Annotated in this window: 19 protein-coding genes; 11 read left to right on the top strand and 8 right to left on the bottom strand. The window is 71.9% G+C overall.

Features of this window, described 5'->3' with window-relative positions:
• Nucleotides 1-5 precede the first annotated feature (5 nt).
• The 4 genes from ACYVIP_RS34780 to ACYVIP_RS34765 all read left to right on the top strand — a co-directional run bounded on the left by ACYVIP_RS34780 (nt 6) and on the right by ACYVIP_RS34765 (nt 4,649).
• Entirely contained in the window at nt 6-986 is a 981-nt protein-coding gene (locus tag ACYVIP_RS34780) for an FAD binding domain-containing protein (RefSeq protein ID WP_460404209.1), read from the top strand.
• Nucleotides 983-3,181, top strand: coding sequence for a xanthine dehydrogenase family protein molybdopterin-binding subunit (locus ACYVIP_RS34775; protein WP_460404207.1), 2,199 nt, complete (start codon nt 983-985; stop codon nt 3,179-3,181). The genes ACYVIP_RS34780 and ACYVIP_RS34775 overlap by 4 nt, the downstream gene beginning before the upstream one ends.
• A gap of 53 nt (nt 3,182-3,234) precedes the next feature.
• Nucleotides 3,235-4,101 carry a helix-turn-helix transcriptional regulator gene (locus tag ACYVIP_RS34770; protein WP_460404205.1) on the top strand — a complete coding sequence of 289 codons (867 nt, stop codon included), beginning with the start codon at nt 3,235-3,237 and terminating at the stop codon, nt 4,099-4,101.
• A gap of 104 nt (nt 4,102-4,205) precedes the next feature.
• Complete coding sequence (locus ACYVIP_RS34765; RefSeq protein WP_460404203.1) at nt 4,206-4,649, top strand: SRPBCC family protein; 444 nt, start codon at nt 4,206-4,208, stop codon at nt 4,647-4,649.
• 21 nt (nt 4,650-4,670) lie between these two features.
• Here the strand turns inward: ACYVIP_RS34765 and ACYVIP_RS34760 are convergent, their stop codons facing one another.
• Together ACYVIP_RS34760 and ACYVIP_RS34755 are read right to left on the bottom strand one after the other, a co-directional pair.
• Nucleotides 4,671-5,858, bottom strand: coding sequence for an oxygenase MpaB family protein (locus tag ACYVIP_RS34760; RefSeq protein ID WP_460404201.1), 1,188 nt, complete (start codon nt 5,856-5,858; stop codon nt 4,671-4,673).
• A gap of 136 nt (nt 5,859-5,994) precedes the next feature.
• The gene (locus ACYVIP_RS34755) at nt 5,995-7,584 is read right to left on the bottom strand and encodes a long-chain-fatty-acid--CoA ligase (RefSeq protein WP_460404199.1); all 1,590 of its coding nucleotides are present in this window, start codon (nt 7,582-7,584) and stop codon (nt 5,995-5,997) included.
• A 183-nt stretch (nt 7,585-7,767) separates the two neighbouring features.
• Between ACYVIP_RS34755 and ACYVIP_RS34750 the strand changes: the two genes are divergently transcribed.
• The gene (locus ACYVIP_RS34750; protein WP_460404197.1) at nt 7,768-8,928 is read left to right on the top strand and encodes a TetR/AcrR family transcriptional regulator; all 1,161 of its coding nucleotides are present in this window, start codon (nt 7,768-7,770) and stop codon (nt 8,926-8,928) included.
• 55 nt (nt 8,929-8,983) lie between these two features.
• Here ACYVIP_RS34750 and ACYVIP_RS34745 read toward each other — a convergent pair whose 3' ends face one another.
• Entirely contained in the window at nt 8,984-10,735 is a 1,752-nt protein-coding gene (locus tag ACYVIP_RS34745; RefSeq protein WP_460404195.1) for a PstS family phosphate ABC transporter substrate-binding protein, read from the bottom strand.
• A gap of 369 nt (nt 10,736-11,104) precedes the next feature.
• On the opposite strand from ACYVIP_RS34745, the gene ACYVIP_RS34740 reads away from it, so the two are divergent.
• From ACYVIP_RS34740 to ACYVIP_RS34720, 5 genes are all read left to right on the top strand, one after another.
• Nucleotides 11,105-12,418, top strand: coding sequence for an extracellular solute-binding protein (locus tag ACYVIP_RS34740; RefSeq protein WP_460404193.1), 1,314 nt, complete (start codon nt 11,105-11,107; stop codon nt 12,416-12,418).
• Nucleotides 12,415-13,317, top strand: coding sequence for a carbohydrate ABC transporter permease (locus tag ACYVIP_RS34735; protein WP_460404191.1), 903 nt, complete (start codon nt 12,415-12,417; stop codon nt 13,315-13,317). The genes ACYVIP_RS34740 and ACYVIP_RS34735 overlap by 4 nt, the downstream gene beginning before the upstream one ends.
• 1 nt (nt 13,318) lies before the next feature.
• Nucleotides 13,319-14,212, top strand: coding sequence for a carbohydrate ABC transporter permease (locus ACYVIP_RS34730; protein ID WP_460404189.1), 894 nt, complete (start codon nt 13,319-13,321; stop codon nt 14,210-14,212).
• Nucleotides 14,213-14,273: 61 nt separating this feature from the next.
• Nucleotides 14,274-16,130 (top strand): glycoside hydrolase family 5 protein, encoded by a 1,857-nt coding sequence (locus ACYVIP_RS34725; RefSeq protein WP_460404187.1) that lies wholly within the window; start codon nt 14,274-14,276, stop codon nt 16,128-16,130.
• Between the two features lie 9 nt (nt 16,131-16,139).
• The gene (locus ACYVIP_RS34720; RefSeq protein WP_460404185.1) at nt 16,140-16,691 is read left to right on the top strand and encodes a carboxymuconolactone decarboxylase family protein; all 552 of its coding nucleotides are present in this window, start codon (nt 16,140-16,142) and stop codon (nt 16,689-16,691) included.
• Here the strand turns inward: ACYVIP_RS34720 and ACYVIP_RS34715 are convergent.
• From ACYVIP_RS34715 to ACYVIP_RS34695, 5 genes are all read right to left on the bottom strand, one after another.
• A complete protein-coding gene (locus ACYVIP_RS34715; RefSeq protein ID WP_460404245.1) occupies nt 16,673-17,866 on the bottom strand; it encodes an MFS transporter in 1,194 nt (397 codons plus the stop codon). The two genes, ACYVIP_RS34720 and ACYVIP_RS34715, sit on opposite strands and share 19 nt — an antisense overlap.
• A gap of 63 nt (nt 17,867-17,929) precedes the next feature.
• The gene (locus ACYVIP_RS34710; RefSeq protein WP_460404183.1) at nt 17,930-18,973 is read right to left on the bottom strand and encodes a GntG family PLP-dependent aldolase; all 1,044 of its coding nucleotides are present in this window, start codon (nt 18,971-18,973) and stop codon (nt 17,930-17,932) included.
• Complete coding sequence (locus ACYVIP_RS34705) at nt 18,970-21,237, bottom strand: pyridoxal-phosphate dependent enzyme (RefSeq protein WP_460404181.1); 2,268 nt, start codon at nt 21,235-21,237, stop codon at nt 18,970-18,972. Before ACYVIP_RS34705 ends, ACYVIP_RS34710 begins: the two co-directional genes overlap by 4 nt.
• A gap of 2 nt (nt 21,238-21,239) precedes the next feature.
• On the bottom strand, nt 21,240-22,166 hold the full coding sequence (locus tag ACYVIP_RS34700; RefSeq protein ID WP_460404179.1) for a GHMP family kinase ATP-binding protein: 927 nt from the start codon (nt 22,164-22,166) through the stop codon (nt 21,240-21,242).
• Nucleotides 22,129-23,685, bottom strand: a complete 1,557-nt coding sequence (locus ACYVIP_RS34695) for a lyase family protein (RefSeq protein WP_460404177.1) — start codon at nt 23,683-23,685, stop codon at nt 22,129-22,131. Before ACYVIP_RS34695 ends, ACYVIP_RS34700 begins: the two co-directional genes overlap by 38 nt.
• Nucleotides 23,686-23,840: 155 nt before the next feature.
• Here ACYVIP_RS34695 and ACYVIP_RS34690 point away from each other — a divergent pair.
• Nucleotides 23,841-26,213, top strand: a 2,373-nt coding sequence (locus tag ACYVIP_RS34690; RefSeq protein ID WP_460404175.1) for an amino acid adenylation domain-containing protein, incomplete at its 3' end; no start/stop codon positions are given.

Raw genomic sequence — 26,213 nt, 5'->3', positions numbered from 1 at the left:
CGCCGATGTTTCCCTTCACCCTCACCACGGCCAAGGACATCCGCGACGCGCTCGACGCCGGCAGGCGCGGCGGGCGGTACCTCGCGGGCGGCACGACGCTGGTCGACCTGATGCGCGAGACCGTCGAGCGACCGGACGAGCTCGTCGACATCAGCGCCCTGCCACTGCGCGAGGTCGCCGTGACCTCGGGCGGTGAGCTGCGGATCGGCGCGCTGGTGACCATGACCGAGGCGGCCGCCCACCCCGAGGTGCGCGACCGGTACCCGGTCATCTCCCAGGCGCTGGAGCTGAGCGCGTCGGCCCAGCTGCGCAACATGGCCACCATCGGCGGCAACATCATGCAGCGCACCCGGTGCACGTACTTCCGCGACGTGACCGCCGCCTGCAACAAACGCGAACCGGGCGCGGGCTGTGCCGCGCTGGCGGGCTACCACCGCGGCCACGCGATCCTGGGCACCTCCGACCAGTGCGTGGCCACCCACCCCTCCGATGTCGCCGTGGCCTTCGCCGCGTTGGACGCGACCGTGCACCTGTTGGGGCCGAACGGGAAGCGCGGCGTGCCGTTCGGCGACTTCCTGCTCCAGCCCGGCGCCACCCCGAACCGCGAGCAGGCCCTCCACCCCGGTGAGCTGATCACGGCGGTCGAGATCCCGGCGCACCCTCGGCCGCTCCGCTCGGGCTATCTCAAGGTCCGTGACCGGCAGTCCTACGAGTTCGCCCTCACCTCCGCCGCGGTCGCCATCCAGGTGCGTGACGGGGTGATCCGACAGGCGCGGGTCGCCGCCGGCGGAGTCGGCACCGTGCCCTGGCGACTGTCCACTGTGGAACAACGACTGCGCGGCGAGCGGCCGTCGCCCCAGTTGTGGGCCGCCGCCGCGGCGCTGGCCGCCGACGGGGCGAAACCCCTGGCGCACAACGAGTTCAAGGTCGAACTGCTCATCCGCACCGTCGAACGCCAGCTGCGCACCGTAGGAGGAACCGCGTGACCCGTCAGCCGCAGACCTTCGCCGGCGCCCCACAGTCCCGTGTGGACGGTCGACTGAAGGTGACCGGACAGGCGAAGTACGCCGCCGACCAGGTCGTCGACGGCGTCGTGCACGCGGTCGTGGTCGACAGCGGTGTCGGCCGCGGCCGGATCACCGGCATCGACACCGCGACCGCGGCCGCGCAACCCGGCGTGCTCACGGTCCTCAGCCACCGCAACGCCCCCGCGCTCCCCTACCTGCCCAACCCGGGGTCGCTCAACCCGCCGGGTGACCGGCTGCGCGTCTTCCAGGACGACACCGTCCTGTTCCACGGTCAGCCGGTCGCCGTGGTCGTGGCCACCACGCTGGAGTCGGCCAGGCACGCGGCCCGGCTGGTGCGCGTCGACTACGACGCCGAGCGGCCCGTCACCGACCTGGCCGGCGCCCCCGCCGCGGACCAGCCGCTCACCTACGGCCGCGGCGACGCCGACGCCGCGCTGGCCGCCTCGGCGGTGCGGATGGACCTGACCTACCGGCTCCCCCGCATGCACCACAACGCCATGGAGCCGCACGCCATCATCGCGAGCTGGGACGGCCCGGCCCTCACCCTGTGGGACAAGACCCAGTGGGTGCAGAGCACCCGGGACGAGCTCGCCGCGGTGTTCGGCATCCCGCCGGAGTCGGTGCGGGTCGTCTCGCCGTTCGTCGGCGGCGCGTTCGGCAACGCGGCGCGCTGCTGGCCACACGCCACCATCGCCGCGCTGGCCGCGCGCGAGCTCGGCCGCCCGGTCAAACTCGTGCTGACCCGCCGGCAGCTGTACTTCGGTGTCGGGTACCGACCGAGCTGTGCGTACCGGCTGCGCGTCGGCAGCGACGAGCGGGGACAGCTGGCCGCGATGATCCACGAGCTGCGCTCGGAGACCTCGCGCTACGAACAGTTCGCCGAAGGCGGCGCGCTGTCGCCAGGGCGGATGCTCTACACGACGCCCAACGTGCGCCAGACCTACCACACGGTGCCGTTGGACGTGAACACGCCGACTCCCATGCGGGGCCCCGGCTACGCCACCGCCGCGTTCCCGCTGGAGAGCGCGCTCGACGAGCTCGCCACCGAGCTCGGCATCGACCCGATCGAGCTGCGCCGCCGCAACGAGCCGGCCAACGACCAGGCCACCGGACTGCCGTTCTCGACCAGGCGACTGCTCGAGTGCTACACCGTCGGCGCCCGCGAGTTCGGCTGGGACCGCCGCGATCCCCGGCCGGGCGTGACCCGCGATGGCGACTGGCTGATCGGCACCGGGGTGGCGAGCGCGCTGTATGACACGCTGCGCGCCCCCGCCCAGGCCTCGGTGCGGTTGGCCGCCGACGGCACCGCGAAGGTCGAGTCCGCGACCAGCGACATGGGCCCCGGCACCTACACCGCGATGACCCAGGTCGCCGCCGACGCTCTCGGCCTGCACGTGCGGGACGTGACCTTCTGCCTTGGCGACACCACCATGCCGCCCGCCCCGATCCACGGCGGCTCGCTGACCACCGCGAGCATCGGCCCCACCGTCCAGGACGGCTGCGACAAGGTGCGCCAGCAGGCGATCGCCATTGCCGTGGCCGACGAGCGGTCACCGCTGCACGGCGCCGATCCGGCCGACGTCGTGGTGTGGGGCGGGCGCCTGCGCCTGCGTGAGGACCCCGCGCGTGGGGAGACCTACCGGCAACTGCTCACCCGCAACGACCGCACCCACCTCGAGGCGCTCGGCACGTACTCCCCTGGGTGGCCGGCGCCGGCCTCCATGTACGCCTACGGCGCGGTGTTCGCCGAGGTCGCCGTGGACGCCCGCCTCGGCTTCGTCCGGGTACGCCGGATGCTCGGCGTGTACGACGCCGGCCACATCATCAATCCCACGCTCGCCGACAGCCAGGCCATCGGCGGCATGGTCGGCGGCATCGGCGGGGCCCTGCTCGAACACACCGTCACCGATCACCGCGACGGCCGGATCGTCAACGCCAACCTGGCCGACTACCTCGTCCCGGTCAACGCCGACGTCCCCGCGCTGCGCGCCATCTACCTGGACGGTCGCGACGACACCGCCGGCCCGCTCGGGGTCAAGGGACTCGGCGAGGTCGTGCTCGTCGGCGTGGCGCCCGCCATCGCCAACGCCGTCTTCCACGCCACCGGCAGGCGCGTGCGCGAACTGCCCATCACCGCCGAAGCCCTGCTCTGAGCCGAAACGGGACTTAACCGGCAGATCAACACCCCGCTGGCACACTGGCCGGCATGGCACGGACGCCGCGCCCCGGCGGCATCGAACTCGGTCGGTTCCTGCGTGCGCGCCGCACCCAGGCGAGTCCGGCGGGCGCCGGGATCGATGTCGGCCCGGGATGGCGCCGCACCCCTGGCCTGCGCCGGGAAGAGCTCGCCGCCCTGGCCGGCGTGAGCGTCGACTACTACACCCGACTGGAACGGGGCACGGAGTACCGGCCAAGCCCCGGCGTGATCGACGCGCTCGCCAAGGCGCTGCGGCTGTCCGACGCCGAGCACGAGCACCTGTTCGACCTGGCCACCCGGGCGGCCGACATGACCCCGCCCCGGACCCCGCCGAGGGACCACCCGCTCCCGCCCGGCACCGAGCTGTTGTTGGAACGCCTGCGGCCCTATCCCGCCCGGGTGCTCAGCCGCACCATGGACGTGCTGGCCGGCAATCCCGGCGGGATGCACACCCTGCCCGGCATCGAGCACTGGCCGGTCGAGCGGCACAACCTCGTGCGCTACGTCTTCCTGCACCCGGCCGCCCGCGACGTGTTCACCGACTGGCACACCGTGATCGCCGGGTGCGTGGCCCCGCTGCGCGCGCTGGCCGGGGTCGAGCCGGACGCCCCCGATCTCGTCGCGCTCGTCCAGGAGCTCCAGCGCGAGAGCCCCGAGTTCGCCGGCCTGTGGGAACGCTACGAGGTGCGGCCGCACGCCCAGACCACCAAGACCATCACCCACCCCGAGGTCGGCACCATCACCCTGCATGTGCAGTCGCTGTACCTGGAGGGCACTCCCGGCCACCGCCTGGTTTTCTACCACGCCGACCCGGACACCCCCGACCACGACGCCATGGTCCTGCTCGACGGGTACCCCGGCGGCGACCGCCGTTAGCGGAGGCCGGCGTACGGCGACACGGTGCGGCTGCCGCCCCGGCACCCGGGTGCCGATTGTCCACTTGCTACGGTCAACGGCCACCGACCCACCAGAGGTGACCGATGACCGATCGGCAGATCTCCATGACCCGCGTCATCGACGCACCCGCGACGCGCATCTTCGACCTGCTCGCCGACCCCGCCAACCACCCGGCGATCGACGGCTCCGGCAGCGTCCGCCAGGCGCGCGGCACCGGGCCGCGCCGGCTGGCGCTCGGCGACCGGTTCGGCATGGAGATGCGCCTCGGCGTGCCGTACAAGGTGCTCAACACCGTGGTCGAGTTCGAGGACGGCAAGCAGATCGCCTGGCGGCACTTCTACGGGCACCGCTGGCGTTGGCAGCTGCGCGACCTCGGCGACGGCCGCACCGAGGTCACCGAGACGTTCGACTGGTCGACCGCCCGGTTCCCGCGCGGCATCGAACTGTTCGGCTTCCCCGCGCGCAACCGCAAGGGCATCGAAGCCACCCTCCAGCGGCTCGACGAGGTGCTGGCCGCCGACAGCTGAGCACACCGTCCACATGCGACCCTAGGGGCGGTTCCCCGTCGGGATCGTGATGAGCGTGGTCGTCGGCGAGGTGCCCTTGTTGAGGAACAACATCGCCAGCGCGCGGATGAACTGGTCGAACAGGTAGAACCCGCCCGGCATCACCGGGATCAGTCCCTCCCGGAAGGCGATGTAGGCCGGCCAGCCGGTGCGGATCAGCGCGGCCGCCCCGTAGTCGCGGGGCAGCTCCAGCCAGTCGCCGACCTCGTGGCTGAGCGCGTAGCGGACGAACTCGTTGAGGAACCCTCGGGTGACGCCGAGATCGATCTGCGCGGTCAGCCCGAGCAGGTCCTCGGCCAGGTCGTGTCCCTCCGGCGTGGTCGCCATGATCGGCGTGAGCACCTGCTCGGACTGCGCGTGCGCGGCGGCCCAGGTCCTGGGGATGAACTCCTCCCGCACGCCGAGCAGGTAGATCGCGACCTGCCACATGTGCAGGAAGGCCTCCTCCTCCGCCGCGGTCATCGGCACCCGCCAGTCGCGCAGCTTCGAGTGCACGTAGGTGCCGAGGCTGTGGAAGGTGACCAGGATGTCGCCGTTGCTGATCGGGAGCTGCTCGTCCGCGGCCGCGGTCCAGTGCGGCGACTGGGGCAGCAGGTGGCGCACCGCGGCGTGCACCAGCCGGGTCTTGTTGGCGGTGACCACGAACTGACCGTCGGGGTCGAAGGCGTTCAGGTCGCTCAGGTCGTAGCCGAAGGTGAAGGTCTTGGCCGCGCGGTCCTGCATGTCGGCGCCGCCGGCCGACCAGTAGACCGACCTGGCCTCCCTCGGGATGACCGTGCTCATGATGCCGCTGCCCAGGCCGTACAGCATGAACAGGTAGGTGTCCTTGCGCCGGTTGAAGTCGGCGGCCAGCGCCAGTTTGGCCGGGTCGGCCCAGGAGGGCAGCCGGTTGACCCGGCCGAGGTAGCCGGCGAGGTTGGCCGGCAGCGCGGCCGGCAGCGCGTCGTTGTTGTTCACCCAGGACCGCATCGCGGTGTTGACCGCCGGCACCTGGCCGCTGGTCAGCAGACCCGCCAGCAGCTGGTCCACCTCGTCGTCCCAGACCCACCACGGGTCGGCCGCGGCGGCGCCGCTCGCCGTGCCCGCCAGCGCCGGGGCGGTGCCGGCCACGCCGACCAGGCCGAGCGCGACACCGAGCGACAGGACATTCCTTCTGTTGAGATTGCTCATTTACTTACCTAGCTTCCTCGATAGGCATGGGCGCCGCTTGTGCAGGGTGCCGCGGTAGCAAACCAGCCACTCTCCCACCCCAGACTCGGTGAGATTTCCCATTAACATATCGAAGCGGATCGGCCGTCGGCAAGCCCTAGGGCATCGTGGGCGGGCGCTGTTCGTCGAGGGTGCGCAGGTCGGCCTTGAGCACCTTGCCGCCGGCGTTGCGGGCGAGCTCGGGGACCACCACCAGGTCCTTGGGCAGCTTGAACGAGGCCAGCCGGCCGTCGAGGAACCCGTGCAGCGCGGCCAGGGACAGCTCGGCGTCCGCCGCGACGGCGACGTAGGCGACCGGCACCTGCCCCCAGCGCTCGTCCGCCCGGCCGATCACCGCCACCTCGCGCACCGCCGGGTGCTCGGCGATGACGTTCTCCAGCTCCGCGCAGTAGATGTTCTCGCCGCCACTGATGATCATGTCCTTCTTGCGGTCGACCACCCAGAGGAAGCCCTCGGCGTCCTGCCGGACCAGGTCACCGGAGTGGAACCAGCCGCCGGCGAAGGCCTCCTCGGTCTCCTTCGGCTTGTTCCAGTAGCCCTGGGTCACCGTGGGCCCCCGGTAGACGATCTCGCCCACCTCGCCCTGGGCGACGTCGCACATCTGGTCGTCCACGATCCGGTACTGGATGGTCGGGATCGGCCGGCCGACCGAGCCGAGCTTGCGCAGCGACTCCGCACCGCTGAGCACGCAGGTGATCGGCGAGGTCTCGGTCTGCCCGAACACGGCCACGTTCCGCGCCTTCGGGAAGTTCGCCGCCATCGCGCGCAGCGTCGCGTCGCTCGCGGGCGCGGCGCCCCAGCTGATGATCCGCAGCTTCAGGTCCCGCTGGTCGATGTCCGGCTGGGCACAGATCAGGTCCCACTGCTGCGGGACGTTGAACACCACGGTGGCGCCCTCCCGCTCGTAGGCGTCGAGCACCGCCTTCGGGTCGAACGCCCCCAGCGGGTGGATCACCACCGTGCCGCCGACCAGGATGTTCGCCACGACCGAGCCCAGCCCCGCGATGTGGAAGAACGGCGCGGTCAGGAAGCCGACATCGGCGTCGTCGAAGATCTCCATCGCCCGGACGCAGGTGATCGCCTGCACCTGCATGTTGCGGTGGGACAGCAGCACGCCCTTCGGCCGGCCGGTGGTGCCCGAGGTGTACATGATCAGCGCGGTCGACTCCTCGCTGATGTCCGGCAGCTCCAGCGGCTCCTCGCCGGCCAGGAACTCCTCGTAGGCGAGCTCGCCGTCTGCCGGCTCCCCGTCGGCCGGCTCCGCCTCGTCGATGACGATCACCGTGCCGACCGCCGCCGCGGCCGGCGCCGCCCGCAACAGCGGCCGCAGCCGGGCGTCCACCACGATGGCCGCCGGCGTGCAGTCGGTCAGGATGTAGTCCAGTTCCCTTGCCGCCAGCCGGAAGCTCAGCGGCACCGCCATCGCCCCCAGGCTGTTGGCCGCGAACACGCTCTCCACGAACCACGGGTGGTTCAGCGTGAGCGTGGCCACCCGGTCGCCCTGCCCGATCCCCCGCCGCGCCAGCCCGGCGGCCAGTTGTCGCGACCGGCCGTCCAGCTGCGCCCAGGTCGTCGTCCGGCCCCGGTAACGCAGCGCCGGCTTGTCCGGGCGCATCATCGCGTGCGTCGCCGCGTGCGCCATCCAGTGGTGCCGAAACGACCATGGGGGAACCACCTGGCTCGCCATTGGGCCACTCCTCGGGTGCTCGCTCGGTGCCCGGTGCGGCGTCATTATGACCGGCCACACGGTCGGTTGAGAAGGGCTATGTTAATCGGAAGTCACATGGGACCAGTCCACCGTGGAGTGGTCGTTTCGTGGTTCACTTGCGCCTATGGCCCCGTTCCCGTGTCCCTCCACTCGGCTCCCTCGGTGACCCGGGCCCCCTCGGCGGTGCGCCCGCGCAACCGCCGGCAGCTCATCGTCGACGCCGCCGGCGGCGTGTTCAGCGAGCGCGGCTACCACGCGGCCTCCATGGAGGACATCGCCGCCCGTCAGGGCATCACCGCGGCCGCCATCTACCGGCACTTCCCGAACAAGTACGCGCTGTTCGCCGAGTGCGCGCACGTCACCGTGGACCGGCTGGTCGCCGCGCTCGACCCGCTGCCCGCCGACGCCTCCCTGGCCGAGGTCCTCACCGCCGTCACCCAGGTCACCGTCGCCCATCGGGCCTCGGGCGGGGTGTACCGCTGGGAGGCCCGGTACCTCGCGCACCCCGACCGCCAGGCCCTCGCCGCGAAGTTCGCCCACGTCGTCGGCCGGGTGACCGACGTCGCCCGGCGCGCGCGGCCGCTGCCCGCCGAGCACCTGCGCGCCGCCGCCGCGCTCGGCGCCATCGGGTCCATCACCATGCACCGCACCTCGATCGCCCAGCGCCGGGCCGAGGAGCTGCTGCTGGCCTCGGCCACCCGGGTGGTCGCGACCGACCCCACGGCCGCGCCCGGCCACGCGCACGTGGTCGCCCTGCCCACCCAGCCGGTGGCCCGCACCCGGCGCGCCGAGATTCTCGCCGCCGCCATCCCGCTGTTCGAACGCGACGGCTTCGCCAACGTCACCAACGGCCGGCTCGCCGAGGCCGTCGGGCTGGTGCCCTCCGCGCTCTACCGCTACTTCCCCGGCAAGGCCGACATCCTGGCCGCCGCCTGCCTGCAGGCCGCCGCGTTGCTGGCCCAGGCGGTGGAGGTGAACCTGCGCGGGGTGGACCAGCCGCATGCCGCCGTGGTCGCGCTCACCGCGGCCTACGTGGCCTACAGCTTCGAGCACACCGCGCTCACCAGCGTCGCCAACGCCGAGCTCATCGGCCTGCCGGCCGCCCTGCAGCGGCCGTTGGTGATCGCCCAGCGCGAGCACATCGCGGTGTGGGAGCAGCAACTGCGGCTGGCCCGGCCGGAGCTGGACTCCCGCCAGGCCAGGGTGTTGGTGCACGCCGGATTCGGCGTGGTGGTCGAGGCCGGCCGCCGGCTGCGGTGGCAGGACAGCCCGGCCAACCGGGACGCCGTCGCCGCGCTGGTCGTCGGTGCCCTCGGCATCTGACGCGCCGCACGCACTTCGAGGTACGCACCCGCGGCGTGGTCGCCGCCTACCGCTGCTAGTCCTCGCACAGTAGGTAGAGGTGACCGTCGGTGGTGACGCACGGCGTGTAGCCGGCCTCCACCAGCTGCGCGTACGCGGTGTCGTCGCGCAGGTAGGCCATCAGCGACGCGAGCACCGTGCCGTCCTCGGGGGTTCCCTTGGTGTACAGGTACTCGACGGTCCAGAACGGATACCCGGTCGCCGCGCCGCTGACGTCCGGATAGCGCCCGTCCAACCGCAACACGGTGACCGGCAGGCGTTTCGTGGTCGCCGTGTTCGCCGACGCCAGGTCGACATAGCCGATCGCGCCCGGGGTCGTGGCGACCTCCGCGACGATCTCGTCCTCCGAGCCGCGCTCGCAGCGGACCACCGGTGAGCCGGGCACGTCGCGATCGGCGGTCACGCACGAGTCGGAGGTCAGCTCGCCCTGGGACGCGCCGCCGAGCATGGTCTGCTCGAACGTGCGCCGCGAACCGGACTCCCCGCCCCGGCCGATGAGCCGGATCGGCACCGACGGTCCGGCGCGCAGCTCGTCCCAGTTCCGGTAGCGGCCGGCGTAGACGTCCCTGACCTGCTCGGCGGTCAACCGGTCCACTCCGGCGGCGTTGTTGGCGATCAGGGTGTAGACGGTCACCGCGATCGGTCGGGCGCGCAGGTCCGCGGGGGCGTCCCCGGACCGGCCGTCGGACAGCGCGGCGATGGCCGAGGCCTCGTCCGGGCCCGCGCGGGTCACCTCCCGGACGCCGTCGTTGCTGCCGGTCGGCGACACGGTGATCTGCGCGTCGCACACCGCCGAGTACTCCTCGACGATGCTGGTCATGGTCGGCGCGAACGCGGTGGAGCCGACGATGCGCAGGTCGCCCTCCGCGCAGTCCACGCCCGTGCCCGCGGTCGAGGTCAGCGGGCGGAACACCAGCGCGGCGATCCACAACCCGGTCAGCAGCACCCCGAACGCCGCGGTGATCCACGGCCAGGTGACCCGCCGCAGCTCGCGTTCGTTCTTCACGCCCTTGTGGCCGACGGGACCGGTCACGACCTTGGTGATCGGGCCTGCCGGCTTGGTCGCCGGCTCGCTGAGCACCACGATCAGCTTGAACTTCTCCCGTGCGGTCAACGCCAGCGACGGCTTGAGCCGCACGCCGTGCCACACCGGCGGCGTGTCCGGCACCTCCTGCTCCACCACCGGTTGCGCCCCGGCCGGGGCGGGCGCGCGGCGGAAGGCCCTGGTCAGCCGCTGCGGCAGGGTCTCGCGGACCTCCCGCAGGGTCGTTGGCCGGGCCGCGGCCGGCGAGGCGGGATCGGTGGAGAAGAACTGCAGGCCGTCGACCAGCTTCTGCCGGTCCTCCTCGGTGTCGCGCTCGTTGGGGTCGGAGATCCGGGCGTTCCAGATCACCCGCCCGCCGAAGGTGAACTCCATCGGCTCACCGAGGTCGCCGATCGAGACGTGCCCGCCGGTGTTGCGGATCCGGATGACCACGAAGCTCAACCGCCGGAACAACTGGGACATGGAGATCAGCTCGGGGACGGCGTGGCCGGCGCCGCTGTGCTGGTCCACGGTGAGCCCGACCCGCTGTTCCTCGGTGTCCAGGCCGATCTTCGAGTCGCTCTGTACCCGGTAGAGGACCCGCTTGCGCCGGGAGAAGTACCGCTGCGCCAAGGGACTGATGATCGCGCCGCCGGTCACCGCGGCCGTGACGGCCGCGAGTACCGGGTTGTCACCGGCAAGGATGTCCAGGAATCCGCGAAGCAGCTCACCGATGAACCCCACCTGCCGCCTTTCGCGCGCGCGTGCTGAGTGGTTGAGTCTAGGAGCCGACAATCCGACCATCGCCGGAGAAAACCAGGAGTTCAGCACCGGTTCACCTGCTCGTCGGGTCGGCAACGCCGGCCGGGTCACCGGCCACGATGGGCGGCGGACCGCTCGCGGTGCGGCGGCTAGCCGCAGCACTCACTCCTGGTCCGAAAGTTTCGAAGTGTTCCGGTCGGCCTTCGAGCGCACGGCTGTGGCGTCTTTCGGGAAACAGTCCGGCTTTGACCTTGACCTAGCCCGCAAGGATTCCTAGGCTGGCACAACTTATTTCGGAAGTTTTCGGAACGGCAGCCAGCGAAGTCTGCGGCTCGGGAACGGAGCATCAGCGTGGCAACTCCCATCACTCGTCGTACCGTCCTCGGCCTGGCCGCCAGTCTGCCGGTCTCCCTGGCACTCTCGGGCTGCGGCACGTCCGGCCCTGGCAGCGGCGGCGGCGCGTCCTACTGGTTTCTGAGCGGCGCACCGCAGGAAGGCATCCGTCAGGCGACGGTGGACCGGTTCAACGAGGCCAACCCCGACACCAAGATCGCTACGACCACCTACCAGAACGACCCCTACAAAACGAAGATCAAAACCGCTATCGGCGCCGGCCAGGCGCCGACCATCATCTGGGGCTGGGGCGGCGGCGGGCTGCGCACCTGGGCCGAGGCGGGCCAGGTCGAGGACCTCACCTCGTGGTTCGACCAGAACTCGGCGGTGAAGGACAAGTTCATCCCCTCCGCGTTCGGCCCGGCGGTCATCGACGGCAAGACCTACGCCATGCCGTGCGAGACCATGGAGCCGATCGTCCTGTACTACAACAAGAAGGTCTTCGACGACGTCGGCGTGGCGCCGCCGCAGTCGTGGGACGAGATCATGGCGCTGGTGCCCAGGTTCAAGGCGAAGAACATCGCGCCGTTCTCCCTCGGCGGGCAGTCCCGGTGGACGAACATGATGTGGCTGGAATTCCTGTTCGACCGCATCGGCGGCCCCGAAGTGTTTCAGGCCGCGTTCGACGGCGAGGAGAAAGCCTGGTCCAACCCGGCCGCCATCCAGGCGCTGACCAAACTGCAGGACCTGGTCAGGGCGGGCGGGTTCGTCGAAGGTTTCTCCTCGATCACCGCGGACTCCAACGCCGACCAGGCGCTGCTCTACACCGGCAGGGCGGCGATGATGCTGCACGGGGCCTGGTCCTACGGCATCCAGCAGGAACAGGGCGGCGAGTTCGTGTCCAACGACGAGCTCGGCTACATGAACTTCCCGCCGGTCGAGGGTGGCACGGGCGATCCGGGCAACACCGTCGGCAACCCCGGCCAGTACCTGGCCATCTCCTCGAAGGCCAGCGCCGAGCAGAAGGACATCGCCAAGAAGTTCTTCACCGACAGCGTCCTGGACGACCAGGAGGTGACGGACTGGATCAAGTCCGGTGCCGTGCCGGTGCTCAAGGACACGGTGGCGCAGTTGTCCGAGACCAAGAACGCCGACTTCGTCACCTTCGTCCATGACGTCGCCGTCAACGCAAAGGTGTTCGGCCAGTCCTGGGACCAGGCGCTCAACCCGACCGCGGCCGAGACGCTCCTGGACAACATCGTCAAGCTGTTCCAGTTGTCCATCTCGCCGCAGCAGTTCGCCGACAACCTCAACGCGGTCATCGGTCAGTGAGCACCAGCACCGCACGCGAGTCGCGGCGCGACCGGCGCGGCATTCTGCCGTGGCTGGTCGCGCCGTCACTCGTGTTCTTCATCGGTTTCGCCCTCATTCCGCTCGTCGGGGTGTTCGTCCTGAGCTTCACGACCTGGGACGGGCTCGGCGCGATCCAGTGGTCGGGCACAACCAGCTGGCGTGCGGTACTCGCCGATCCCGCGCTGCCGCACGCCGTCTGGGTGACGTTCCTGATCATGCTCGCCTCCTGGGCGGTGCAGACCCCGTTGAGCATCCTGCTCGGCACGTTCCTGGCCGGCCAGCAACGCTATCGCGGGATACTGGCGGTGTTGTTCTTCATCCCGCTGCTGCTCAGCTCCGCGGCGATCGCGATCGCCTACAAGGCGTTGCTGGACCCCAACTTCGGTCTCGGCGCCGGGCTGGGATTCGACTTCCTCAGCCAGGACTGGCTCGGCAAGCCGACGCTCGCGTTCAGCCTCGTGGTGTTCGTGGTGTCCTGGCAGTTCATCCCGTTCCACTCGCTGATCTACCAGGGTGGGGTCCGCCAGATTCCCCAGTCGCTGTACGAGGCCGCGCAGATCGACGGTGCCGGGCGGGTCCGCCAGTTCTTCAGCATCACGTTGCCGCAGCTCAAATACACCATCATCACCTCGTCGACGCTGATGGTGGTCGGCTCGCTGACCTTCTTCGACCTCATCTTCGTGTTGACCGAGGGTGGGCCGGGGGACGCCACCCGGGTACTCGCGCTCGACATGTACAAACGGGGTTTCCAGGCCAGCCTGATGGGCCCGGCCAGCGCCATCGCCGTGATTCTCGTTCTCGTCGGCCTCGCCATCGCCCTGCTGTTGCGCAGGCTTGGCGGGCGAGACGCCTCCCAGAGCCAGCTCGAGGGCGCCTGACATGAGCCTCACCATGACCAAGCCGCCGCGACCGCCGGCGACCACCCGCGCGCGGCCCCGCCGCTCCGATCCGGGCGCCAGCAGGCCCAACTGGCTGGGCGGGTTCGCCGGCTGGCTGTGGCTGGCGATCATCGTCATCCCCATCTACTGGGTGGTGATCACCAGTTTCAAGCTGCAGAACAACTACTACGCCAGCAACCCGATGGTCCCGCCGGCCGATCCCACGCTGGAGAACTACCGGTTCGTGCTGGAGTCCGGCTTCGTCACCTACTTCGTCAACAGCGTGGTGGCCACCGCGGGCGCGGTGATCCCCGCGGTGCTGGTGTCGTTCATGGCCGCCTACGCGATCGTGCGGGGCTGGCGGCTGCGGTTCCTGCGGGTGGTGAACGGGCTGTTCCTGATGGGCCTCGCGATCCCGCTGCAGGCGGTGGTGATCCCCATCTACCTGATCATCATCAAGCTGCAGCTCTACGACAGCCTGCTGGCGCTGATCCTGCCCTCGATCGCGTTCGCCATCCCGTTGTCGGTGCTGGTGCTGGCCAACTTCATCCGCGACGTGCCCAACGAGCTGTTCGAGGCGATGCGCATCGACGGCGCGACCGAGTGGATGACGATGTGGCGGCTGGCCGCGCCGCTGACCCGGCCGGCCATCCTCACCATCACCGTCTACAACGCACTGACGATCTGGAACGGGTTCCTGCTGCCGCTGATCCTGACCCAGAGCCCGGACCAGCGGACCCTGCCGCTCGCGTTGTGGAACTTCCAGGGCCAGTACAGCGTGAACGTGCCGGCGATCGTGGCCGCCGTGGTGCTCACCACGCTGCCCATCCTGGTGCTCTACGTGTTCGGCCGGCGCCAGCTGCTCAGCGGGCTGGCCGCCGGTTTCACCAAGTGAGCTGGCAACTGGGAAGCACGCGGGCTGGCCGGTCGGGTGCCGGGATGGTTACCGTCCGAGAGTGAGGTTCGCCCGCGTACTGCTCGCCGCCCTGCTGTCCACCTCGATCGCCGTGCCGGCCGCCGCGGCTGCCGGCACGGCGGCGCCCGCGCCCGCCGACGGCGACCTGGCCGCGCCGTTGAGCACCCGCGGCCGATACATCGTCGACGCGCACGGCGACCGGTTCAAGCTCAGGTCGGCGAACTGGCACGGCGCGAGCGGCACGTGGACCGGGTCCGGCGACATCGCCGACCCGGCGAACCACCACGCGGGCGAGCTGGCGTTCCAGACCCCGCTCGGGCTCGACCGGGCGTCGATCGACGCGATCATCGACGGGTTCGCCGACCTGGGGCTCAACAGCGTGCGGCTGCCGTTCTCCAACGCGATGATCCACGACACCCGGCCGGTGCCCGACCTGCCGGCCAATCCGGGGCTGGCCGGGAAGACGCCGCTGCAGGTGTACGACGCGGTGGTCGACCGGCTGACCGTCCGCGGGTTCGCGGTGATCCTCAACAACCACACCACGACGTCGCGGTGGTGCTGCGGGCTGGACGGCAACGAGCGGTGGAACACCAGCCAGTCCGAGAGCCAGTGGCAGGACGACTGGTTGTTCATGGCTCGCCGGTACGCGGCGAACAAGCGGGTGGTCGGCGCCGACCTCTACAACGAGGTGCGGCGCAACGCCCTGGACGACCCGAACTGGGGCTGGGGCAACGACACCGACTGGCAGCGCGCGAGCCAGCGGGTCGGCGACCGGATCCTCACCGAGGCCAACCCGGACCTGCTGATCATCGTCGAGGGCATCAACTGGACCGGGCTGCCGGTGGACGGTTTCCCGCACGGCAGGCCGACACTGGAGCCGGTGCGCACGCTGTCGCACACCCTCGTCGACTCCGGGAAGCTGGTGTATGCCGCGCACTTCTACGGCTACACCGGCCCGAACCACTCCGGCGCGTCGGGCATCGGCGAGACGACCGACCCGCGCTACCAGGACCTCTCGCCCCAGGAACTCCGGGACGTGTTGTACCGGCAGGCGTTCTACGTCACCGAGGAGACCGGCCGGCACTTCACCGCGCCGCTGTGGATCAGCGAGTTCGGCGTTGGCGGCCACGGCAACACCGACGCGAAGTCACGCGCCTGGTTCGAGACCTTTGTGGACTATCTGGCCGAGACCGACGCCGACTTCGCCTACTGGCCGGCGGTCGGCTTCCACACCGGCGGCTCCGGCGACGGCTGGTCACTGCTGTCGTGGGACCAGGCGGGCACCCGGATCGACGTGACCGGCGACTGGCGGGCCGACGCGTGGCGGCGGCTGGTCACCGCGCCGTCGCGGACCGGCGCGGTCTCCCCCGTCGAGCCGTGGTCGATGCTCAACCTGGACTACGCCGACTTCCAGCAGTCCCGGGCGGTGCGCGCGCTGGGTGACTGGAACTCGGGCGCCCGCAAGGGAGTCTGCCCGGACGGGCAGCGCGTGATCGGCCTGGCGCACACCGGCAACCGCGGGCTGTGCACCGGCGCCCGGCCGACGCCGACGACGTTCACCGTGGTCCGCGACGAGTCCCATGTGGACACCGACTGGGCGTCCGGGTACACGAAGGTGCAGTGTCCGCCTGATCACTACCTCGTCGGCTACAGCGTCACCGGCGCCGCGTTCGCCGCCGCGCTGTGCGGCAGGTCGGCCACCGCGCTCGGCCGAGGCGGCCGCACGGTCTGGTTCGACCGCGGCGACAACCGCCCGGCCGGGAACCCCGGCGGGGACTTCGCCGCCGGCGACTACAAGGGGCAGTGCACGGCGAGCGAGTACGTCGCCGGGGTCGCGTACACCGGCAGGATCGGTTCCCGCAAAACGCCGGATGCCCTGCTGTGCCGCGCTGTGTAGGTTCGATCCATGGCACACATCGATCTCGGCGTCGACGAGTCCCGGTACCCCGGCATCACCGGCCCCATGAAGTTCCGTCCGGAGACCGCCAAGCCGTTGAACGAGCTGGCGAACGTGCTGCTGCACGACGGCACCCATCCACTGACCCCCGGCGAGCGCGAGCTGATCGCCGCCTACGTGTCCGGGCTCAACGAGTGCGTCTTCTGCTGTTCGTCGCACTCGGCGTTCGCGGCCGAGCAGTTGCCGGCCGGCATGTCACTGGTGGACCAGGTCCGGGCGAACGTGGACGAGGCGCCGGTCACCCCGAAGCTGCGGGCGCTGCTGCGGATCGCGGGGGCGGTGCGGGAGTCGGGCCGCAAGGTCACCGCCGATCTGGTGGCCGCCGCCCGCCAGGAGGGCGCCACCGATCTGGAGATCCACGACACGGTGCTGATCGCCGCGGCGTTCTGCATGTTCAACCGGTACGTCGACGGCCTGGCCACCCTCGCCCCGGCCGACCCCGGCGCCTATGTCGAGGCGGCCAAGCGGACCGTGGCCAACGGCTACGGCGCGCTTCCCTGATCCACCGGCGGTGACTTTCTGGCCAGCGCGGACAGGCAGCCGCCGACGACGGTGAGCAGGGCCAGGACACCGAGCACCACGAAGGCCGTCGTCGCGGAGATGGCGGCGGCCAGGGAGGTGCTGGCGACCCCGCCGATCGCACGCATCGCCAGCGTGACCGTGAGCACGATGGCCGACACCCGGCCGAGCAGGGCGTCGGCGGTGCGCTCCTGGCGGTAGGTGGTCGCCAGGATGACCACCAGGATCTGGCCGAAACCGAACAGCACCACCAGGAACGCCAGCGGCGCGGCGGCGCCCGCGAGCGGGGTGGCCAGCAACGCCGCCCCCTGCACCGCGCCACCGATCAGCGTCGCCCGGCCGAGGCCAAGGCGTCTGCGTGCCCGCACCGCGACCAGTGCCGCCGCGACCGCACCGACGCTGCCGCAGGTGAGCAGGATGCCGATGGTGGCGCTGGTCTCGCCGAGGTCAGTGCGGATGTGGTAGATGAACAACGTGCTCGCCCCGGCGAACAGCAGCGCGTTGACCGACTCGAAGACGGTCAGGCTGCGCAACATCGGGTCGCGCCACAGGAAGCGCAGCCCGGCCGTCTGTCCACGGGGGACGGTCACCTCGACCGGCGCCCGGATCGGTCCGCGCAGCATGGCCCAGGCGAGCGCGGCCAGCAGGAACGACAGCGCGTTCACGCCGATGGCCGCCGGCTCCCCGATCGCCGCGATCACCACCCCGGCCACCGCGGGGCCGACGCCGTAGGCCAGCTCGGTACTGGTCGCCAACCGTCCATTCGCGACGGTCAGGTGCTCCCGGCCGACCACGGCCGGCAGCACGGCCCGGAACGCCACCTCGTAGACACTGAACACCAGGGCGCCGATGAGGACCACGCCGTAGATCAGCCAGATCCCGATGGCCGACCAGGTCTGCGCCGGCACCAGCCACCACACCACCGGGATCAGCCCGGTGAACACCCAGCGGATCGCGTCGCACCAGACCGCGAGCCGCCTGCGGTCCACCTTGTCCACAATGGAGCCGCCGAGCAGGCTGCCGACCAGCTGGGCCGCGGTGGACAGCCCGACGACGAAGCCCATCTGTGCCACCGAACCGGTGAGCGACAGGATCAGCAGCGGCATGGCCACGGTGGAGAACGCGTCGCCGAACGCGGAGATCGTCTGCCCGGTCAGCAGGAAGCCGAAGCCGTGCCGGCCGCCGAGGCGGCCGGTGCTCGTGTCGGTGTCAGTGATGGTCTACCTCGGTCCCGTGGCGAGCACTGTGCGCACGATCGCCACCGCCGAGGTGATGTCGGCCGTACGCACGCCGGAGTGGGTCACCGCCCGCACCCGGCCGTGGCCGAGCTCGGCGACCGCCAGCCCGTGGTGACGCGCGGTGTCTACAAAGGACTCGGTGGTGAACCGGTGATCGCTGATCCGGAACATCACGATGTTCGTGGACACCGGCCCCGGCTCCATGGCGACGCCGTCGATCTCGGCGAGCCCGGTCGCCAGCAGCCGGGCGTGCGCGTGGTCGTCGGCCAGCCGGTCGACGTGGTCCAGCGCGACCAGACCGGCCGCGGCCACGACGCCGGCCTGCCGCATGCCGCCGCCCAGCATCTTGCGCAGCCGGCGGACCTGCCTGATCAGCGCGCCGGTGCCGACGGCGACCGAGCCGATCGGCGCCGACAGTCCCTTGGACAGACAGAACTGCACCGAGTCCGCGTGCCGGGCGATGACCTCGACGCCGACGCCGAGGCCCACGGCCGCGTTGAAGATCCGGGCGCCGTCCAGGTGTACCGCCACCCCCCGCTCGTCGGCGAACCGCCGGACCTGCGCCAGGTAGTCCAGCGGCAGAATCCGGCCACCGCACCGGTTCTGGGTGTTCTCCAGGCAGATCAGCGCCGGCAGCGCGAACTGCGGGTCGTCGGGGTCGTCGGGGAACCCGCGCCGCAGATCGTCGAGCAGCAGCCGGCCGTCGGGCTGGTTGGGCACCGGCTCGTAGCCGACACCACCGCACACCGAGGCGCCGGCGGCCTCGTACAGGTAGATGTCGCTCTCGGTGCCGACCAGGGCCTTCGTCCCGCGCGCGCAGTGGGCCATGATCACGGTCAGGTTCGCCATCGTGCCGCTCGGCAGCAGGCAGGCCGCGTCCTTGCCGAACAGGCCGGCCACCCGCTCCTCGAGCGCGCGCACGGTCGGGTCCTCGCCGTACACGTCGTCGCCGAGCTCCGCGTCGGCGATCGCGCGCATCATCTCCGGCGTCGGCAGGGTGAAGGTGTCGCTGCGCAGCTCGATCACCGGCGCGCACCCCCGGCGACCCGCTGCGCCACCTCGACGCTCAGTTCGGCCAGCGCCCGGTCCAGGATCGGCTCGACCTCCGCTGCCCGGTCGTGGCAGGCGATGACATGCCCGAGGCGGTCGTAGGCGTCCAGCGGCGGCCCGACCTGCCGGCCGGGTTCGGCGGTGACCAGCACCTGCCGCACGCCGGGCACCTCGAGGGCCCGCTCGACGCCGGCCACCGTGCGCAGGGTCCCGGTGTCCGGTGCGGTCAGGAACTGGATGCCGGCGTGCCGGTGGCGGGTCGCGGTCAGCTCCGGGCGCTGGTCCACCGCGGCCCGCAGCTGCTGGTCGAGCAGGTCGACGCCGGTGGCGAGCCGGATCAGCTCCGGGATCATCCCGCCGGCAAGGCGGGGGTTGAGCTCGATGACCCGGGGACCGGACGCGGTCAGGCGCAGCTCGGTGTGCGTCGGGCCGCGGACCATGCCGGTGGCGGCCAGTGCGGACCGGACGACCGCGACGATCGTGCCGGCCACCTCGGCGGGCAGCGTGGCCGGGAAGACGTGCCTGGTCTCCACGAACCGGGGGGCGCCGGCGACCTGTTTGGCGGTGATCCCGACGCAGTCCGCGCCGAACATCTCCACGCTGTACTCCGGGCCCTCGACCAGCTCCTCGACCAGCACGGTCCGCGCGGTCGGCAGGCCGCGGGCGTTGACCAGGACGTCGAGAATGTCCTCGGCGTGCGCGCGCGCCCTGGCCAGGGTCTCGCAGCGCAGCACGTCGGTCGAACCGGACTCGTCGGCCGGCTTGACCACGCACGGCAGGCCGACGTGCGCGACCGCCGCCGCGACCTGGCCGGGCTCGGTCACCACCGCGTACCGGGGCTGGGGCACGCCGGCCCGCGCCAGCCGGGCGCGCAGCAGGGCCTTGTTCCGGCAGGTGCTGGTCGCGTCGACGGTGTTGCCCGGCAGACCGAGCCAGGCGGTCAGCTCGGCGACCATCGGCACGTAGAAGTCGCTCGTGGTGGTCACCCCGGCCAGCTCCTCCCGCCGGAACCGCCGCTGGACCGCCGCGCGCAGCGCCGGCAGCGAGTTCGTCTCGCAGACCAGCAGCTCGCAGCCGGTGTCGGCGGCCGAGGGATACCGCCCCGGCTCGCGCACCGCGAGCACCGCCCGCAGTCCCATCCGCGCGGCCGCGCGCAGCGCGAGCATCCCGCTGCCGGTGGTGTTCGACTCCACGAACAGCAGGTGTGCCTGGTCGCGCCGGGCCGCAGCGGCGTCCGCGCGCGCCCAGGAGTGCACGGTCGCGCCGTACCCGACCGGTCGCGGCGCCGGTTCGTTCGCCATCGCGGCCAGCTCGTGGTCGGCCCAGTGCTCGTCGCTGTAGACGGTGTCGGCGTACCGGTCGCCCCGGTCGGGGAAGATGCCGACGATCCGCTCCCCCGGTGCCGCCCTGGCCGCCACGTCCCGCAGCACCCGGTACACCGAGCCGGCGGTGTTGCCGCCGAAGATCTGCTGTTCGCGCGCCAGGTCCCTGGTCGCCTCGAACGCCTCGCGGTCGTTGAGCCAGTGCACCTCGTCGATCAGCCCGCGGTCGAGGTTGTTGGGCAGCAGGCTGTTGCCAAGGCCGCTCTGCAGCCGGGTCGGCACGTCCGGCTGGTCGAACAGCGCGCTGCCGACGCAGTCGACACCGACCACCCGCAGGTCGGGCAGGCGGCGGCGCAGTGCCCGCGACGAGCCGCACAGCGAGCCGCCGCTGCCGACCGAGCCGACCAGCACGTCAACGGTGTCCAGGTCGGCCAGGAGCTCGTCGGCGAGCTGGCGGTAGGCGCCGGGGTTGTCCGGGTTGCTGTACTGCTGGGGCCAGAAGGCGTCCGGCAGGTCGGCCATCAGCTCCTGGAGGCGCTCGATGCGCGCGCTCTGCCAGCCGTGGCTGGACATGGCCTCGACGATGTGCACCTGGCAGCCAAGCGCCCGCAGCTTGGCCAGGGTGGTGCGGTCGATCCTCGGGTCGGTGACGATGTGCACGTCGTGGCCGAGCGACCGGCCGACCAGGGCCACCCCCAGCGCCATCGTGCCCGATGAGCTCTCCACGATCGGCGCGCCCGGCGGCAGCTGCCCGACCCGGCGCGCCTCCATGATCATCGTGCGCGCCACCCGGTCCTTCATGGCGAACAGGTTCTGCAGCTCCAGCTTGGCGTAGACCTCGACCCCGGCCGGTTCGCCGATCCGCAACCGCACGAGCGGGGTGTGGCCGATGGCGTCCCGGATGTTGTCGAAGAGCACGATCAGGCCTCCAAGGCGTAGTCGCGGTCGAACGACAGGGTGCGTAACACGGACACCTCACCGCCCAGGGGCACACACGACGCGCGCACGAACTCGGTCTTGACCGTCAGCTCGGGGTCGGTGGCGTCGAGCAGGATGCCGAGCATGGTGCCGCTGTGGGCGAGCACCAGGCCGAAGCCGGCGACCTCCGCGCACACGCCCTGCAGGGTGCGCAGGCCCGGCCGGGGGCGCAGCCGGGCGTTCAGCAGCGCGCTGCGGGTGGCGATCCGGCCGATCTCGGGCAGGTGGCCGGCGCGCACCGCCTCGGTCATGCCGGCGAGCAGTCGGCCGTACTCGCGGCGGTCGGCCGCGCCGAACGGCTTGGGCACCCGGTTGAGGTCGACCGTGTCGACCTGGCCGCCCTCGTCGTGCGCGACGATCGCCAGCGGCGGCAGCGTGCCCAGCCAGCTGTGTAACCGGACCTCGCGGTGGTAGAAGGCGACCACGCCGTCGTACATCACGCCGTCCGAGGGCTCGATGCGCCGCAGCAGCGACTCGATCGCCTCGTCGTCGAAGGTGGTGCCGACCGCGGCGGCGACCGCGCGGGCGGTGGCCACCAGGTCGGCCGACGAGCTGGCCAGTCCCTTGCCCTCCGGCAGCCCACCGGACAGCTCCAGCCAGCCGCCGCCGCTGTGGCCCGCGGTGTCCAGCGCCAGGCGCACCAGCCGCAGCGCCTTGCGCTTGCCGGCCGGGTGCACGGTGATCTCCTGGTCGGCCGGGGCGTGCCGGAACACCGCGGTGCTCCAGCTCGCGATCGGCAGCGTCACCAGGAAGTCCCGGCCGTCCGGCAGCACGCCCTGCACCAGCTCCCCGAAGGAGCCCGACGCGCGCCCGACGCCCATGCCGCTCGGGTCAGCGCGCGGTGCCCGGTTGGCCATACGCCGGGTCACCACCTTCCTGCCGCAGGCCGAGTGCCCGGTTGGTGGTCGACCGGGCGTTGTCCGTCGTGGCCTGTCTGGCCGCCCACGCGTCGGCCAGCTCCCGCAGCTGGGTGCGCTGGGCGGTCAACGCCGCGCGCACGGCCTCCGGGTGGGTCGAGCCGGCGGTCTTCTTCCGCCAGATGGCCTGGTGCACGTCGAACGCGCCGGTCAGCGCCCGAGCCGGGTCCGTGAGGTGGTGGCCGTGCCCGGCGGCGATCTCGGTGAGCAGGTCCGGGCGCACGTCGGCGGGCGGGGCGCCGGTGTCCATCGCGGCGACCACGTAGGCGCCCGCGATCACCTGCGCCCGCCGCCACGGCACGTCCTCGTCCATGGTCAGCGCGTTGGCCAGGGTGAAGCCGCCGAAGTACTCGCCGGCGCAGGCCGCGGCCATCCGGTCGGTGCGCAACCGCAGCCGGGACAGCACCACGGTCAGCAGCCGCAACACGCTGTGGCAGGCGGTGAACGCGGTCAGCAGGTGGGTGGTGGACTCCTTGGACACCTCGACCAGGTTGGTGTACGGCGTGTTCCGCTGGCCGAGCACGGTGTCCACATGGAACGCGGTCAGGTGCGCGGTGCGGCCCCGGATCCGTTCCAGGATCGGGTGGTTCTTCTTCTGCGGCATCGCCGAGGAGACGCCGGCCAGCTCGTCGGGCAGCTCGACGAACCCGAGGTCGCTGCCCGCCCAGGCGAGCAGGTCGGTACAGAACCGGCTCAGCGGCACGGCGAGCAGCCCGATCTCCGCGGTCACCTCGGCGGCCCACGCGCGGGAGGCGACCGCGCTCAGCGCCATGGGATGCGGCCTGGCGAACCCGAGCAGGCCGGCCATCCGGTCCCGGTCCCAGTCCAGCTCCTGGCCGGCGAGCGCGCCCGCGCCCAGCGGGCAGGCGTCCATGCCGTCGTAGGTGGCCAGCAGCCGGTGGCCGGCGTGCAGCAGCTGTTCGGCCAGGGTGGCGAAGTAGAACCCGGGGGTGATGATCTGCGCGGCCTGGAAGTGGGTGTAGCCGGGCATCGGGTCCTCGGTGGCGCCGGCGGCGACCTCGCCCGCGGTCCCGGCCAGCTCCAGCAGCGCGCCCGCGACGGCCACCAGCTGGGCACGGCCGAACATCAGCTGGGCGCAGGCCTGCAGGTCGTTGCGGCTGCGGTCGACATGCCAGCGCGGCACCGGGCTCGGCAGCCGGTCCTCGACGTGCCGTTCGATGGCGAAGGCCACATCGGACAGGCTCGTGTCCCGGCGTCCGGTGATCGCCGCGCGGTCGGCGGAGGCCAACGCGGTCCCCAGGGCTCGTGCCTGGTCCGCGTCGATCAGCGCCATGCGCAGGTACTCAACCACCAGGACCTTCTCGATCTCCACGTAGTCGGGCAGCAGGTGCGTGACCTCGTGGTGGAACTGGGGGTCGAGGATCTCCTCGCGCACGAGCGCACTCGGATCCGCGCCGAGGCGTCCGGTCAACGAGGGAGCCGGCACGTGCTGACCGAGAACCAACGGCATTTCCGTTTCTCGTCATGGGGAGCTGGAGCATGCGCGATTGATGATGATCGGCCGGGCCATGGCGGCCCAGTCGGGAAAAGCCCGGACGTTACAACGGTGTTCGCGGCGGTCAGATTGGGCCACGCGCGGAGCGCGCGGACGGGAGGCGGGTGCGGATGTCCTCGGCTGCCGTCCGGACCGACCGCACGGTGGTCGACCTGTTCGCCGAGCGGGTGCTGGCCACGCCGGACGCGGTGGCGCTGCGCACGGACGCCGCCGAGGTCAGTTTCGCCGAGCTGGACGCGCGCGCGGACCGGGTGGCCCGGCTGCTGGTGGACGCGGGCGCGCGGCCGGAGCGGATCGTCGCGGTCGCCCTGCCCCGGTCGGTCGACATGATCGTCGCGTTGGTCGCGGTGCTGAAGTCGGGCGCGGCCTACCTGCCGCTCGACCCGACGTATCCGGCCGAGCGCGTCGCGTTCATGCTCACCGACGCGGCCCCGGCCGTGGTCCTCACCTCGCGGGCCGCCGACCCGGCCGGCGGCGACGGGATCCCCCGGCTGTTCCTGGCGGACGTGCCCGACACCGTGCGCGGCACCGGCCCCGAGCTGGCGCCGCTGCCGGCGAATCCCGCCTATGTCATCTACACCTCCGGCTCGACCGGCACGCCCAAGGGGGTGCTCATGCCGGGCGCGTGTCTGGTCAACCTGTTGGCCTGGCACGCGGCGATCATGCCGGCCGAGGTGGGCACGCGCACCGCGCAGGTGTCCGCCATCGGGTTCGACGTGTCGCTGCACGAGATGCTGGCCACGCTGGTGTTCGGCCGATGCCTGGTGATCCCGGCCGAGCGGGTGCGGCGCGACCCGGTGGCGCTGGTGCGCTGGCTCGACGAGCACCGGGTGCGGCAGGTGTTCGCGCCCAACGTGCTGATCGAGTCCATCTGCGACGCGGCGGACGCGCAGGGCCTGGCGCTGGACTCGCTGACCGACATCGTGCAGTCCGGGGAGCAGCTCACCATCCGCGGCCGGGTGGCCGCGTTCCTGCGCGCCAACCCCGACCGGCGGCTGCGCAACCACTACGGCTCGGCCGAGATGCAGGACGTGACGACCTGGACCGCCGACGCGCACACCCCGGCCAGGAGCACCCCCGCGCCGATCGGCACGCCGCTGTGGAACACGGCGGTGCGGTTGCTGGACGAGCGGCTGCGCCCGGTGGCCGACGGCGTCGAGGCCGATCTCTACATCGCGGGCGCCGGGCTCGCGCGCGGCTACCTGCGCCGGCCGGCGCTGACCGCGACCCGGTTCGTGGCCGACCCGTTCGGCCAACCGGGCACCCGGATGTACCGCACGGGCGATGTCGCCCGCCGCACCCCGGCCGGTGACCTCGAACTGGTCGGGCGGGCCGACAACCAGGTGAAGGTGCACGGCTTCCGAGTGGAGCTGGGCGAGGTCGAGGCGCGGCTGGCGGCGCTGCCCGGGGTCGCGCGGGCCGCGGTGGCGGTGCGCGCCACCGACAGCGGTCATCGGCTGCTCGTCGGGTACGCGGTGCCGGTCGCCGGGGTGGCGCTGGCCGAGGCCGAGGTGCTGGCCGGGCTCGCGGCCGCGCTGCCGGCGCACATGGTGCCGGCGGCGGTGGTCGTGGTGGCGAGCCTGCCGGTGACCCCGAGCGGCAAGGTGGACTTGCGGGCGCTGCCCGATCCGGTGCTCGACGGCGAGGGCGCGCCGCCGGTCACACCCGAGGAACGCGCGATCGTGGACATCTTCGCGGCGGTGCTCGGGGTGGCGCGGGTCGGCGCGACCGACGGGTTCGTCCGGCTCGGTGGGGACAGCGTCGGCGTGTTGCGGGTGGTCGTCGAGTGCGCTCGGGCCGGGTTGGTGCTCACCGCCAGGCAGGTGTTCGAGCTGGCGACGCCGCGCAGGCTCGCCGAGGCGGCCGGGCGCGGCGGTGCCGGCACACCGCGCGCGCCCGGCCCGCTGATCGCGCTCAGCGGTGCCCAGCTGGCCGGCGTGCAGGACGCCGTGCCCGACGTCGAGGAGATCCTGCCGACCACGCCGGTGCAGCGGGGGCTGTTGTTCCACTCGCTGCAGGGGCACACCGATGTGTATGTCGAGCAGGTGAGCCTCACGGTGTGCGGTGCGCTGGACGCCGAGGTGCTCGACCAGGCCGTGCGGGAGGTGGTGGACCGGCATACCGTGCTGCGCGTCGGGATCCGGTTCGCCGGGCTGCCCGCGCCGGTCATGGTGGTCGCGCCGGCCCGGGAGACGCCGCTGCGGGTGCGTGACCTGCGCGCGCTCGGCCAGGGGGCGGTCGCCGAGGCGCGGGCCGAGGCGGCGCGGGACCGGCTGCGCGGCTTCGACCTCACCCGCCCGCCGCTGGTGCGGTTCCAGCTGTTCCGGCTGACCTCCGACGAGCACCGACTGGTCCTCACCTATCACCACGCGGTGCTCGACGGGTGGTCGGTGTCGGTGCTGCTGCGGGAACTGCTCACCCGGTGCGTCGGCGTGCCGCTGCCGCCCGCGCCGGCCTACGCCGAGCAGCTGCCGGCGCTGGGC

Source organism: Actinophytocola sediminis (assembly GCF_054779715.1).
Note: the sequence above shows the minus strand (reverse complement) of the source record. Positions and strands in the feature narration are given on the sequence as shown.

Excerpts from the sequence above, each read along its gene's own strand:
- ACYVIP_RS34780 (WP_460404209.1), top strand. The coding sequence starts at position 6 with ATGTTTCCCTTCACCCTCACCACGGCCAAGGACATCCGCGACGCGCTC.
- ACYVIP_RS34765 (WP_460404203.1), top strand. The coding sequence starts at position 4,206 with ATGACCGATCGGCAGATCTCCATGACCCGCGTCATCGACGCACCCGCG.
- ACYVIP_RS34720 (WP_460404185.1), top strand. The coding sequence starts at position 16,140 with ATGGCACACATCGATCTCGGCGTCGACGAGTCCCGGTACCCCGGCATC.
- ACYVIP_RS34770 (WP_460404205.1), top strand. The coding sequence starts at position 3,235 with ATGGCACGGACGCCGCGCCCCGGCGGCATCGAACTCGGTCGGTTCCTG.
- ACYVIP_RS34695 (WP_460404177.1), bottom strand. The coding sequence starts at position 23,685 with ATGCCGTTGGTTCTCGGTCAGCACGTGCCGGCTCCCTCGTTGACCGGA.
- ACYVIP_RS34755 (WP_460404199.1), bottom strand. The coding sequence starts at position 7,584 with ATGGCGAGCCAGGTGGTTCCCCCATGGTCGTTTCGGCACCACTGGATG.
- ACYVIP_RS34760 (WP_460404201.1), bottom strand. The coding sequence starts at position 5,858 with ATGAGCAATCTCAACAGAAGGAATGTCCTGTCGCTCGGTGTCGCGCTC.
- ACYVIP_RS34730 (WP_460404189.1), top strand. The coding sequence starts at position 13,319 with ATGAGCCTCACCATGACCAAGCCGCCGCGACCGCCGGCGACCACCCGC.